The 12,392-nt window shown below is 39.3% G+C and carries 13 protein-coding genes; 12 read left to right on the top strand and 1 reads right to left on the bottom strand.

The window, feature by feature from the left end; genetic code table 11:
• The first annotated feature begins 2 nt into the window (after window positions 1–2).
• The 12 genes from rfbB to J7439_RS21665 all read left to right on the top strand — a co-directional run bounded on the left by rfbB (window position 3) and on the right by J7439_RS21665 (window position 11,759).
• The gene (gene rfbB / locus J7439_RS21720; protein WP_209204090.1) at window positions 3–1,070 is read left to right on the top strand and encodes a dTDP-glucose 4,6-dehydratase; all 1,068 of its coding nucleotides are present in this window, start codon (window positions 3–5) and stop codon (window positions 1,068–1,070) included.
• Window positions 1,067–1,966 carry a dTDP-4-dehydrorhamnose reductase gene (gene rfbD, locus J7439_RS21715; RefSeq protein ID WP_209204089.1) on the top strand — a complete coding sequence of 300 codons (900 nt, stop codon included), beginning with the start codon at window positions 1,067–1,069 and terminating at the stop codon, window positions 1,964–1,966. The genes rfbB and rfbD overlap by 4 nt, the downstream gene beginning before the upstream one ends.
• Window positions 1,963–2,853: a glucose-1-phosphate thymidylyltransferase RfbA gene (gene rfbA, locus J7439_RS21710; protein ID WP_209204088.1), complete on the top strand. Its 891-nt coding sequence runs from the start codon at window positions 1,963–1,965 to the stop codon at window positions 2,851–2,853. The genes rfbD and rfbA overlap by 4 nt, the downstream gene beginning before the upstream one ends.
• Window positions 2,840–3,388 (top strand): dTDP-4-dehydrorhamnose 3,5-epimerase, encoded by a 549-nt coding sequence (rfbC, locus tag J7439_RS21705; protein ID WP_209204087.1) that lies wholly within the window; start codon window positions 2,840–2,842, stop codon window positions 3,386–3,388. Before rfbA ends, rfbC begins: the two co-directional genes overlap by 14 nt.
• Complete coding sequence (locus J7439_RS21700) at window positions 3,385–4,215, top strand: ABC transporter permease (protein ID WP_209204086.1); 831 nt, start codon at window positions 3,385–3,387, stop codon at window positions 4,213–4,215. The genes rfbC and J7439_RS21700 overlap by 4 nt, the downstream gene beginning before the upstream one ends.
• Window positions 4,205–5,590: an ABC transporter ATP-binding protein gene (locus J7439_RS21695; RefSeq protein ID WP_209204085.1), complete on the top strand. Its 1,386-nt coding sequence runs from the start codon at window positions 4,205–4,207 to the stop codon at window positions 5,588–5,590. The genes J7439_RS21700 and J7439_RS21695 overlap by 11 nt, the downstream gene beginning before the upstream one ends.
• 25 nt (window positions 5,591–5,615) lie before the next feature.
• A complete protein-coding gene (locus J7439_RS21690; RefSeq protein ID WP_209204084.1) occupies window positions 5,616–6,644 on the top strand; it encodes a hypothetical protein in 1,029 nt (342 codons plus the stop codon).
• A 298-nt stretch (window positions 6,645–6,942) separates the two neighbouring features.
• Entirely contained in the window at window positions 6,943–7,836 is an 894-nt protein-coding gene (locus J7439_RS21685; RefSeq protein WP_209204083.1) for a glycosyltransferase family 2 protein, read from the top strand.
• A gap of 29 nt (window positions 7,837–7,865) precedes the next feature.
• Window positions 7,866–8,597: an HAD-IA family hydrolase gene (locus J7439_RS21680; protein WP_209204082.1), complete on the top strand. Its 732-nt coding sequence runs from the start codon at window positions 7,866–7,868 to the stop codon at window positions 8,595–8,597.
• Between the two features lie 50 nt (window positions 8,598–8,647).
• The gene (locus J7439_RS21675; RefSeq protein ID WP_209204081.1) at window positions 8,648–9,490 is read left to right on the top strand and encodes a class I SAM-dependent methyltransferase; all 843 of its coding nucleotides are present in this window, start codon (window positions 8,648–8,650) and stop codon (window positions 9,488–9,490) included.
• Between the two features lie 2 nt (window positions 9,491–9,492).
• Window positions 9,493–10,737: a hypothetical protein gene (locus J7439_RS21670; RefSeq protein ID WP_209204080.1), complete on the top strand. Its 1,245-nt coding sequence runs from the start codon at window positions 9,493–9,495 to the stop codon at window positions 10,735–10,737.
• 398 nt (window positions 10,738–11,135) lie between these two features.
• Window positions 11,136–11,759, top strand: a complete 624-nt coding sequence (locus tag J7439_RS21665) for a DUF5677 domain-containing protein (protein ID WP_209204079.1) — start codon at window positions 11,136–11,138, stop codon at window positions 11,757–11,759.
• A 55-nt stretch (window positions 11,760–11,814) separates the two neighbouring features.
• Here J7439_RS21665 and J7439_RS21660 read toward each other — a convergent pair whose 3' ends face one another.
• Window positions 11,815–12,048 (bottom strand): hypothetical protein, encoded by a 234-nt coding sequence (locus J7439_RS21660; protein ID WP_209204078.1) that lies wholly within the window; start codon window positions 12,046–12,048, stop codon window positions 11,815–11,817.
• Window positions 12,049–12,392: the final 344 nt, after the last annotated feature.

Here is a 12,392-nt window from a genome sequence, read left to right as displayed (position 1 = left end):
CTATGACGATACTGGTAACCGGCAGTGCTGGCTTTATTGGTGCCAATTTTGTCATTGATTGGCTTTCGGAGATGGATGAAACCGTCATCAGTCTTGATAAACTGACCTACGCCGGCAATCTCAATAACCTCGCTGAAGTTGAAGAAGATGAACGCCATGTTTTTGTGCATGGCGATATTGGCGACAGCCAGCAGATCGATAGATTACTGCACACCTACAAACCACGGGCAGTGGTCAATTTTGCAGCGGAATCTCATGTGGATAGATCCATTCACGAGCCAGAAGCATTCCTGCAAACCAATATTATCGGTACTTTCAGACTGCTGGAATCCTCGCGCCGGTACTGTAGCGACCTTAACGAAAAACGAAAACGTGACTTTCGCTTTCTGCATGTCTCAACCGATGAAGTGTATGGCTCATTAGACGAAGACGCCCCTGCATCCACGGAGTCAAAATGTTATCAGCCTAATAACCCATACAGCGCCAGCAAAGCCTCATCCGAGCATTTAGTACGTGCTTATTATCACACCTACGGATTACCAGTACTGACAACCAACTGCTCAAATAACTATGGTCCTTATCAATTCCCGGAAAAATTGATACCGCTGGTCATCCATAATGCGCTGGCACATAAGCCATTGCCAACCTACGGCGATGGATTGCAAATCCGTGACTGGCTTTATGTGGGCGACCACTGCAGAGCTATCCGGATGGTATTGGATGAAGGCAGCTGTGGCGAGGTATACAACATTGGCGGCCTAAATGAAAAAGCCAATATCGAGGTGGTTCGCATACTATGTGACATCCTCAATGAACTGCGCCCTGTTAACGGGAATACTTCTATCACCAGCTATCACGACTTAATTACCTTCGTGAAAGATCGACCAGGGCACGACAGGCGCTACGCCATTGATGCCAGCAAGATCGAAACCGAACTCGGTTGGCGTCCGGCCGAAACCTTTGCAACGGGCATTCAAAAAACCGTTGAGTGGTACCTGGATAATCAGGAATGGGTTGACCTGGTCCTCAGCGGTGACTACCACCAATGGATCGAGAGGCAGTACGCATGAAAATATTACTTCTTGGTGCCAATGGTCAATTGGGGCAAGAGTTGAATCGCACCTTACCCGCCTTGGGGGAAGTCATGGCGTGTAGCCATGCCGAAGTGGACATCACCGACCAGTATTCCGTGATAGAGGTCATTCACAACTTCAAGCCCCAGGTAATCGTTAATGCCGCTGCCTACACTGCTGTCGATCAGGCAGAAAGTGAGCGCAATATGGCCTTCAGGGTCAATGCGGAGGCTACGGGCATTCTGGCGAAGGAAGCTGCCAGGCATGATATCTGGCTGATCCATTATTCAACAGATTATGTGTTCGATGGCTTTAAGCCCCGGCCCTATACAGAAGCGGATTCGCCTGGGCCGATTAATATCTACGGTGAGTCAAAGCTGGCAGGCGAAGAGATCATTGCTGGCAGTGGCTGTCATTACCTTATCTTTCGCACCACTTGGGTGATCGGGAAGGATGGCAATAACTTCGCCAAAACCATTCTTCGCCTGGCCACCGAGAAAGACTCATTAAGTATTATTAATGATCAGTTTGGCGTGCCAACCTCACCAGCATTAATCGCCCGGGTAACCATAAATGCAATCGAAGCGATAGCCATTGCCAGACATTGGCCGGTGGGGTTATACCACCTTGCCCCCCATGGAGAGACAACATGGTACGGTATAGCAAAAACACTGCTTCAGTTTGCCGAAGAGGCACAGTTCCCACTGACCGCTGGCGAAAGCAGCCTGCAGCCCATTAAAACCGCCGATTACCCCACACCCGCAAAGCGACCTGCCAATTCACGGCTGGATACCAGCAAACTGGAGCAACAACTGCCGTTTACTTTACCGCACTGGCAGTATGACTTTTTTGTGGCAGCAGAAGACATCATCAAGAGCTACAAAAGAGCATGAAGCGAAAAGGCATTATTCTCGCTGGCGGCAATGGCACACGCCTTTACCCGATCACACAAGTGGTTTCCAAACAACTATTGCCAGTGTTTGATAAGCCTATGGTCTACTACCCGCTATCAACACTGATGCTCGCAGATATACGGGAAGTGCTTATTATTTCGACACCACAGGATGCACCTCGTTTCAGGGAGCTTTTAGGTGATGGCAGCCAATGGGGAATAAATATTGAGTATGCCCTGCAGCCATCTCCCGACGGTATAGCGCAGGCAATGATTATTGGTGAGGCATTTCTTGATGGTGCACCATCGGTATTGATTCTCGGCGATAACATTTTCTATGGCCATTCACTGGATGAAAAGCTGGCATCGGCCGATCAGCGCGAGGATGGTGCAACCGTTTTTGCTTACCATGTCAACGACCCTGAGCGATACGGTGTCGCCGAATTTGATAAGGCCGGTAAAGTCATAAGCCTGGAAGAAAAGCCAGAAAACCCTAAATCAAACTATGCAGTTACCGGGTTGTATTTCTACGACGAGAACGCTCCCGACTATGCCAGACAGATCAGGCCATCTAATCGTGGTGAGCTGGAGATTACCGACCTGAATAATATCTACCTTGAGAAAGATCAGCTGTCGCTGGAACGCATGAGCCGGGGCTTTGCCTGGCTGGATGCTGGCACGCACGAAAGCCTGGTAGAAGCCCATCAATTTGTGCAAACCATTGAGCATCGTCAGGAATTAAAAATCGCCTGTCCTGAAGAGATCGCCTTTCGCCACCACTGGATAGACCAGGAACAAATGGAAGCGCTTGCCCACCCCATGCTGAAAAATGGCTACGGTAAATATTTGATGCAAGTCATTCGGGAGTTAGACGATGAAAGTAACTGATACCCGATTGTCAGAGGTTAAGGTCATCGAACCGAGGGTATTTGAGGATGAGCGTGGCTTCTTCTTCGAAAGTTTTAATCAGCAGCGTTTTGAAGATGCGGTTGGTTGCAGCGTATCCTTTGTGCAAGATAACCACTCAAAATCCACCCAAGGTGTATTGCGAGGACTGCATTACCAATTGCCACCCAAAGCACAGGGTAAGCTGGTTCGTGTCGTACAGGGTGAAGTGTTTGATGTTGCCGTTGACATACGCCAGTCATCACCCACATTTGGGCAATGGGTTGGCGAGAAATTATCAGCTGAAAATAAAAAACAGCTTTGGATTCCGGCAGGTTTTGCCCATGGATTTTTAACGCTCTCAGAGGTGGCTGAGTTCCTCTATAAAACGACGGATGACTACGCACCAGAATATGAGAATTCTATTCACTGGAAGGATGATTCAATTGGAATCAAGTGGCCAGATGATCTGTTACCTGTCGTTTCGAAAAAAGATCTTGGAGCAGGCCAATTTAAAGATGCGGTGGTGTTTGAATGAATCCTCATGCAGCGCATTCAACGTCTTTGCTAACTCTTGTGAGCTCGCTTTGGCAGCATCGTCATCTGATAAAAGTAATGGTTATCCGAGAGGTTGTTGGTCGCTATAAAGGGTCAATATTTGGTTTAGCCTGGTCGTTACTAAATCCATTGATGATGCTCACCATATACACGTTTGTATTTTCAGTTGTATTCAAGGCACGCTGGGGCATTAAAACAACTGATAATACCTCGGATTTTGCGCTGATTTTATTCGTAGGGTTAATCATCCATTCACTGTTTGCCGAGGTTCTTAACCGAGCACCTTCACTTATTTTAAGCAATGCGAATTACGTCAAAAAAATCGTGTTCCCTCTTGAGATGCTGTCAGTCGTAAATATTGGTGCTTCGCTATTCCATGCTCTGATCAGTATGTTCGTATTGCTCGTGGCTCTGATCCTGCTTAATGGCATGCCAACATTGACCATCATATATACACCAATTACTTTGCTTCCCTTATTGCCAATAACACTGGGCATCAGTTGGTTTTTAGCTTCACTTGGAGTTTATCTTCGTGATATTGGACAGATGATCGGGATCGTCACCACCGTGCTTCTGTTTCTTGCTCCTGTTTTTTATCCGATAGAAGCTTTACCAGAGTCATACCAAATGTTTCTGCATTTAAATCCACTGACGTTCCCTATTGAACAAACCAGGACGGTTATTATTTATAGTGAACCGCCCAATTGGATAGGGCAAGCAGTTTATACCATATTTAGTATTGTCACCTGTCGGTTTGGTTTTTGGTGGTTTCAAAAAACAAGGAAAGGTTTTTCTGATGTCATCTAATTTACTTTCACGCAAAAAAAAACATACAGAAATAACTGGGGTTGCGATTAGAGTTATAGATTTGAGTAAAGTTTACCAGATATATAATCAACCCTTGGATCGCCTGAAGCAATTATTCTTTCCATTCATCAGAAGTTTGGTTGGATTGAAGCCTAAAAAGTACCATCGTGAATTATATGCACTACATAATATTTCTTTCGAAGTTAAAAAAGGTGAAAGTGTCGGAATCATTGGCCGTAACGGATCTGGAAAATCCACTTTGCTACAAATAATTTCTGGAATTACAAATCATACTAAAGGGGATATTGAGGTAAATGGGCGAGTTTCTGGACTACTTGAACTTGGATCTGGATTTAATTTAGAATTTACAGGTCGAGAAAATATTTATCTTAATGGTGCGCTATTTGGGATAAAAAAAAAAGAAATGGATGGTTATTTTAAAGATATCTTAGAGTTTTCGGAAATAGGACAATTTATTGATCAGCCAATAAAATATTATTCTAGTGGCATGCTAATGCGTTTAGCTTTCTCTGTACATGCAATTTTGGAACCCGAGGTTCTTATTATTGATGAAGCACTATCGGTGGGAGATATTTACTTTCAACAAAAATGTTTTTCGCATTTAAAGTACAATCTTACCGGTTGTAGCAAGATATTTGTTACACATGATATGGTCGCGCTCTCAGCATTGACTGAACGTGTTGTAATCATAGATGGAGGATATTTAGTATTCGACGGTGAACTACAAAAAGGAATAAAAACCTACAACAGAATTATGCACAACGGATCAAAAATTAACTTATTACAAAATGAAAAAGAGGGGGGAGAAAAAAAACAAGAAAAACCAGAAAAACCAGAACTACAAATAAAAAACGCTCCAGATGATAGAATAATCTACCAAAAACCTCCGATTGAACAAATTACTGGCATCGGAAATGTGTATATTAATGAAGTAGCCATAACTGTTGATGGGAAAATAAACTCAGTTGTTCGATACGGGTCAGTTGTTGAAATCAATATGAAAGTAGAGTGTTTAAGCGATAATACAGGTCAGTTAGTTTTTGGCTTTTTTACTAGAAATCGATATTCTCATCGAATATTTGGACAAAATTCATTATCATGTAATAAAGAAGACATTCTACAAAAAAAAGGGGGTTATATTGTATCATTTAATTTTTCTTGGCCTCGAGTTGAAAGCGGTGAATATACATTGACACTTGGTATTGGTGAAATAAACCCGTTTACCTTAACACATGAAGTACAGTGCTGGATAAACGATTTCATGGCTTTTTCCTGTCTTACCGATGAGCCTGAACATGGGTTGCTTTCAGTTGATTTATATAATCTAAATATATCCAATAACGAAGAGTTCTAATATGTTGACGAAAGAAGTAGAATCAATGCTCGATATACCGAATTACTACCATGACGAATTTAATCTAACATCCATGGTGAGTTATTGGTGTATTATCGAGAATTTACTTAAAATCACCAAACCAACATCAGTATGCGAAATTGGGGCAGAGCGTGGCATTACATCAAAACAACTCTCTTCATATTGTCAAGATAATCAAATATCATTAAATATTGTTGATCCTTGTGGTATTGATCAGGATCTTGATAATTTTAAAGTACTAAAAATATTTAAAGAACGATCGAAGGATTTTCTTTGCCGTGAAATACCTATTGATTTTTATCTAATTGATGGTGACCATAATTACCAAACGGTAATGATGGAACTGGAATTAGGCGTTCGCAATAAAAAAAACAAGCAGATGCCATTTTTTATGTTGCATGATGTCTCATGGCCATGGGCTTATCGTGACTTATACTTTGACTACATTGAAGATGGTCTAGAAGTTAAGCATTCATACAAGACTAATACGGCCTTATCAATAGACAGTAATGAGCTTATGACTATCGGATTCCCAGTAACTAAAGCGTATGCGGCTGCAATTGAATTTGGTGGTGGTCATAATGGTGTGCTCCAAGCAGTTGAAGATTTCCGTAAGAAGTCAGGGGAAAAACAATGGTATTTTTGGAAAATACCAAACTTATACGGTCTTGGAGTATTATTTCACAAACCTAGCTTATCGGGAATAAACTGCAGAAAAATCATTCGTTTTCTCAATGGAGTTGAGCCCTTTAGACCTTTTTTAAATGTTTTGGAAGCAAATCGACTTCGAGCACTGCAATGTCTTTTTGAATTGCAAGCAAGACAAAAAACAATAGAAAAAGAGCGTGATAGTGAGCATACCTACATTAAAGAGTTAGAAAATCGCTTAGCAGAATTAAGCAATAGTTGGCAAAAGCAACAATCATACATTTCAGTTCTGGAAGAAAGACTTGATTCATTAACTAAAGAACATACTGCCGCATCATCTTATATCGTAGAATTAGAACAGCGATTAGCTCAGCAAGTCAAATAAAAATTGGCAGGAGTAGCAGGTATATTTATTCATGCATTGATGCATGCCATATTTTTTTCACACTTGTGCGTTATCAATTTAGTGAACCATTAAGTACATGACCATTTGCTTTTACCTGCAACCGCCAAGCCGTGTGCAGGATAGGAGCCGGAAAATATATGATTTCAATTGGTCATGTACTTATTCATGATAAAAAATTGGTAGTACTTACTGATATGACTATCAGTAATCATGAAAGCTTGTTTCAATCAATAATAACTTTTTAACTTGAAACATAATCCTAAAAAGGTTTAACCTAATGAGGCAAAAAACAAATCTTGAGAATTGCCCAAGAGTAGCAGTTATTACTCGTACAAAAGACAGACCTATTATGCTTGAGCGCGCATTAGAATCTGTTTCAAAACAATCGTTTAAAAATTTTGTATGGGTTGTTGTGAATGATGGAGGTGATAAAGAAAAAGCTGAAAAAATAGTTGCTAAGGGTAAAAAAAAAGGATTAACTACACTACTGATTAATAATTCAAGTAGCCTGGGCATGGAGGCAGCAAGCAATTGTGGAATTAATAATTCAAGTTCAAAATTTATAGTAATTCATGATGATGATGATACTTGGGATCCATTGTTTTTAGAAGATACAGTCCGTTTTCTAGATACAAACAAAAACTACAGAGGAGTAATATCACTAACTACTCAGGTTGATGAGGAAATTATTGATAATAAAATCAAGATAAAAAAATTCAAAGCTTTCAATTCAAGACTGAAGACTATTTATTTGAAAGACATGGGGTGCAACAATCTCTTTCCTCCAATTTCATTTATTTATCATCGCTCAGTGATAAATGAGATTGGTAGCTATAATGAAAAACTACCTGTTCTTGGTGATTGGGAATTTAATCTGCGATTTCTTGCCAAACATGATATTGGAGTAATTTATAAACCCTTGGCGTTCTACCATCACCGACCTAGATCAACAGGTGCATATGGTAATACAATATATAGTGGAATCACTAAGCATGTTAAGTATGATGCAATCGTTAGAAATGATTTTCTTAGGAAAGATCTAAAGGATGGTAAGTTTGGACTTGGATTCTTAATGAATTATAGCCAGCAAGACGTACATTTAACCTATCGATTTTATCTAAAAAATTTATTAGCAAGATTTATAGAAAAGATTAAAAATCTATTTTATTAAGTTTTTCCTCCGAACAGGAATAGGAATTAATGTTTTCATCAATTACCAGCATCAACAAACTATTACTTGCTTCTGATTTTAATACTCTATCACTGGATATCTTTGATACTCTCTTACTAAGAAAATTAGCACCAGAAAAATATCGATTCCGTATTACGGCCAAAGAAATAACATGTTTTTTAGAAAAGAAAGGTTGGAAGCTATCATGGTTAGATGTGTATAAAAGTCGTCTATTGTGTAGTCGCATAGAGTACCAGACAGCACCTCTTATAAACTTGGAGCGAGAGGGACGATTAAAAAACATATTAGCGTTACAACTAAAAGCTCTTCGACTCCCATCTTTTTTTGTTGACGATTTTGCTAAAATTGAGTTAGAGCAAGAAAAAAGTTTTTTAATACCAAATAGAAAGCTCATTAAAATATGCAAAAAATTCCTAGATAAAGGTAAGAGGATAATTTTGGTGAGTGATATGTATCTTGATGGTTCGTCTATTATTGATATTTTGGAAGCATATTACTTGTCTTATTTGTTCGACTCAATATATGTTAGCTCAGATTACGGTATAACCAAGTCTGGAGGATCTCTATTTGATTATATTACTAATCAAGAGAGCCTAGATCCTTCAACATACATACACATTGGAGATAATTATGATAGTGATTATATCTCTCCAAAAAAACACGGCTGGTCCTCGATTTGGTTACCAAGGCCAATCGCCTGGCGTCTAATAAACCGGATGTGGAGTATTAGTTGTCACTAAAGCGAATATAGCTATTTTGCAACAATATTTTCCCATGAGGCAAATTAACGATGACAGAATATACTGAGTCTTTTTATGATGATCAGTCGCATGCAAGTTATATTTCCGCCACTAAGGTTCTCCCAATTATTTTTAAACATATTAAACCAAGATCAGTATTGGATTTAGGCTGTGGACTTGGTACTTGGTTAAAGGCTTGTGGTGAATTAGGAGTAAAAGATTTTTATGGAGTAGACGGATCTTACGTAAACAAAGAAAAATTATGGATCTCAAAAGATAGATTCATTAGTGCAAACCTATCTGAAAAACTTTATTTACATCGTCGATTTGATATGGCTTTTTCTATGGAAGTAGCTGAGCACATTGATTCAAATTCTGCAAAGCTATTTGTTAATAATTTAACAGATCATTCAGATGTTATTCTTTTCTCAGCAGCTATCCCCTATCAAGGTGGGACAGGCCATGTCAATGAAAACTGGCCTGAATTCTGGGCAATTCATTTTCAAAAAAATGGTTATAAGCCGATTGATTTTATACGACCAAAAGTTTGGCATGATCCTGAAATTTCCTTTTGGTATAAACAAAACACTATTTTATACATCAAAGAAGAGCGAATTAATAAATTGGGATTTGAACACTATAAGGCTCGTTCATTTCCGCTAACTGTTATACATCCTGATATGTATCTATGGGCATGTATGAGATCTGAAAATCACCATCATTCTAACTATATTAGAGACCGAGAATATTATGCCTCTTTGCACTCGGCTCAGGATTCAACTGATGAGCCTCCTAAAAATATAAATTATGGGTCAGAGTACCAAGTCGATTTCAAGCCAAGATTTTATTTTCTCCGAAAACTTGATCAATTATTTAAACGTTGGACTCGTTAACAATGAATAAATCTATTCAGTCAATGCCTGAGTACGAATTCGGAAAAAAAATTTTAGGTCCTTTTTTTTCTGAGTTTTGTAGAAGGTTATGGCTATATCACGAGGTTTACGCTGAACAGAATGCTGTTGCTTTATTTTGTGCACGAGGAGGGATTAGATTGCGAATCCTATATGAAAGGTTTCTGGAAAAAATGGAAATACCACTACCAGTGAGTTGCCGTTATTTCATGATTTCAAGGCTGCTAGCTTCAAAAGTCTGCTTTCCGAATTCTCCAGAACTAGTTTTAGCTAACCTTAGAAGAGAGTTCTTCAATACCAATATTGCTACCTTAGCAAAAGCATTTTTACCAAAACAAGCAAAAAATATTGAAACCACTATAAAGCCTTTTGAGAAAACTGCAGTCAACCTGAAAAGTGTTAATGATCTATTTTTTGGGAAAGGCGAACTAACTTTAATGATCCGTAGCCATATAAAAGAACAAACACAGCTATTTAAATCTTATCTTATTCAATTAACTGGGGAAAATAAAATAATTTTGCTTGTAGATAGCGGACTCTTTGGCAGTACTCAAATGCTGCTTAGTCATGCATATTATGATAAAGTTTGGTTTGGCCACTATGTTGCGCGTTCTAATTACCGTAAAGATCATGCACCGCACTTTCCAATGTCAGTTGGAATTATTTTAGAACATGATTTTTTTACTCCTCGTATTCCTGAAACGGCATTACTCAAATATTGGCACCTAATAGAGGCCACCTTGGAACCACAAGTTAAAACTGTAGAATATCTCGAGCAAAGTAATGATGGAACAATAGTATCTAACCTGCAAACCGAAAACTGGGTAGCATCGCTTGCACCAAAAGATAATTCATGTTTTTCTGGAATACTATCCTACTTCGACACTCTTGATTCTAATAATCTTCAACAGGTTAGAACACATTATGAAAAAGCTATAAGGAAAATATCAAACAAAATACAGGCACCATCGAAACTCGATTTACTATCAATGAGTATTGGTTGCAGTCGATCACATGATTTTGGTCGGAAAGGAACAACCTCAATATTACACAACTACAAATCACCGAATTTAATAACGCAGCTTAAACAAATACATCATTCACTCTGGCCTGAAGGACAATTAGTTAATTATTATGGTAAAGTTGGCACTTTGTTTTTAAAGATTTTATTATTTATTAGATTATTTCGGAGCCATATTGCTTTTCTGAGGATCAGTTTTAGGCAATAAACCTCACTCACAGCAGCAGGGAGGGGGGGAGGCAGGGCGGTAGAATCGGCTGTACGTACGTTTTTATTTAAGCCGTTTTAGACGACATAAGGTGCCGTAAGAAGTCGATTACAGCTCGCTATTGTCACTTTATTGGTCATACACCTGAACTTGATATAACGACGTGTTACTATTTCTGCATGAACGTACATCCGATTCTACCGCCCTGGGGGGGAGGTCTTTCTTTTTACAATATCGGCTGATGTGTTGATACATCTGAAAAACTACTTATACACCGTTCATTTTGAAACCGTGACTTCTCGGTGTGGTCTGATAATACTGATTTCACCAGGATATGATTCATCAGAATCTACTTTTTCGAACTGGTTTCAGTTAAATCACTGTGAACGACAAATACTATGCAAGATAAAATGTATAAAACAGAAGAGATTACAACGGAAGTAATTAGATCAAAGTTGATCTTGGATAAGTTAGACTCAAATAGCTTAGATGAAAGCAAAGTGTTGGCACTAAAATTCTGGAATAAATTCATCCAAAACAATGAATGCGTAGCGAGTCTAATAAATAATGATTATATTGATGAAGCATACACAATATATCGCTTATCAATGGAGCATCTTTTCAACATGTTTGCTCTAGTTAGAAATCCTGAATTCATTGCACAACTAATAAACAGTTCTAAAGTTAGTATTCCCAAATCATTAAAAGGAATCAGTAAAAACGAAGATCAAGCTGATGAAAAGATGCTCACTCCTGAAAATGCTAGATTACTGAAAGAAGAAATAGATATATATGAAGCAAATCCTCTGAAAAATTTAGGCTATAGCATATATAATGCAGCCCAAGCTTCGGAACTAAAAGATTTTTATGATTCAGTATATAGAGCAGTGTCATTATCTTATTCACACTCTACATTTCTATCAGTAATAATAAATAAAAAAGATAATGATGTAATTTCTTTAATTGAAAATGCTGTAGCTTTTTTGAAAACTGCTACTGCTTTAATAGAAGAAGAGTTTTAATTCCCGAATTTAGAGTTTGATATGAACTATCGAAGAAAACGGATTCTTGATTACTTCAAACCTCCACCTCATACTGCGCCAGACTCTGCGCAGTGCCTTTTATCTCACCATCTTGGATAAATGCCTTTTGTCCTGCAGACATTGACTCCCCTTTGACAGTAATCACCGAGCCATCCCGGAGCTGTGCCTGACTGGTGCCGTTACCGTTATTGGTGGTAATGGTGGCAACGACACGGACGCCTTCAGGAATCAGAGCCTTAAATTGCTGCCAGATGTTCGTGGTGGCCATGCTTCCTCCTATGTCCATACCGCCTGTATTTCTGCAGCATCAAGACTCCCTTCGGACAGTATTGGCATTGCCCAGTAAATTGGAGTGTCTGCTGGCTGTGCATTGAGGGCAACCGCAATGCCACCCTCTCCAGGAGGAGTATCTTCATTACATGGGTATTCCGGAAGCATTCGGCCACTGATTCCGGAAACATTCGGCCACCCATTCCGGTAACATCCGGCCACCTATTCCGGTAACATCCGGCCACCCTTTTCCAGCCAGCGGCGCAGTCTATTTCAATAACCGTTACCCTCGTTCTTGAGACCCTTTCAAGGATGACGGGATTGCATCATGAAGAGACTGCC

The organism is Salinisphaera sp. G21_0, from assembly GCF_017744115.1.
Taxonomy (GTDB): domain Bacteria; phylum Pseudomonadota; class Gammaproteobacteria; order Pseudomonadales; family Endozoicomonadaceae; genus Endozoicomonas.
The sequence above is the reverse complement of the archived record's forward strand: the minus strand, read 5'-3'. Positions and strand labels throughout refer to the sequence as shown.

Excerpts from the sequence above, each read along its gene's own strand:
- rfbB (WP_209204090.1), top strand. The coding sequence starts at position 3 with ATGACGATACTGGTAACCGGCAGTGCTGGCTTTATTGGTGCCAATTTT.
- J7439_RS21700 (WP_209204086.1), top strand. The coding sequence starts at position 3,385 with ATGAATCCTCATGCAGCGCATTCAACGTCTTTGCTAACTCTTGTGAGC.
- J7439_RS21680 (WP_209204082.1), top strand. The coding sequence starts at position 7,866 with ATGTTTTCATCAATTACCAGCATCAACAAACTATTACTTGCTTCTGAT.
- J7439_RS21660 (WP_209204078.1), bottom strand. The coding sequence starts at position 12,048 with ATGGCCACCACGAACATCTGGCAGCAATTTAAGGCTCTGATTCCTGAA.
- rfbC (WP_209204087.1), top strand. The coding sequence starts at position 2,840 with ATGAAAGTAACTGATACCCGATTGTCAGAGGTTAAGGTCATCGAACCG.
- J7439_RS21665 (WP_209204079.1), top strand. The coding sequence starts at position 11,136 with ATGCAAGATAAAATGTATAAAACAGAAGAGATTACAACGGAAGTAATT.
- J7439_RS21675 (WP_209204081.1), top strand. The coding sequence starts at position 8,648 with ATGACAGAATATACTGAGTCTTTTTATGATGATCAGTCGCATGCAAGT.
- rfbA (WP_209204088.1), top strand. The coding sequence starts at position 1,963 with ATGAAGCGAAAAGGCATTATTCTCGCTGGCGGCAATGGCACACGCCTT.
- J7439_RS21695 (WP_209204085.1), top strand. The coding sequence starts at position 4,205 with ATGTCATCTAATTTACTTTCACGCAAAAAAAAACATACAGAAATAACT.
- J7439_RS21685 (WP_209204083.1), top strand. The coding sequence starts at position 6,943 with ATGAGGCAAAAAACAAATCTTGAGAATTGCCCAAGAGTAGCAGTTATT.
- J7439_RS21690 (WP_209204084.1), top strand. The coding sequence starts at position 5,616 with ATGCTCGATATACCGAATTACTACCATGACGAATTTAATCTAACATCC.
- rfbD (WP_209204089.1), top strand. The coding sequence starts at position 1,067 with ATGAAAATATTACTTCTTGGTGCCAATGGTCAATTGGGGCAAGAGTTG.
- J7439_RS21670 (WP_209204080.1), top strand. The coding sequence starts at position 9,493 with ATGAATAAATCTATTCAGTCAATGCCTGAGTACGAATTCGGAAAAAAA.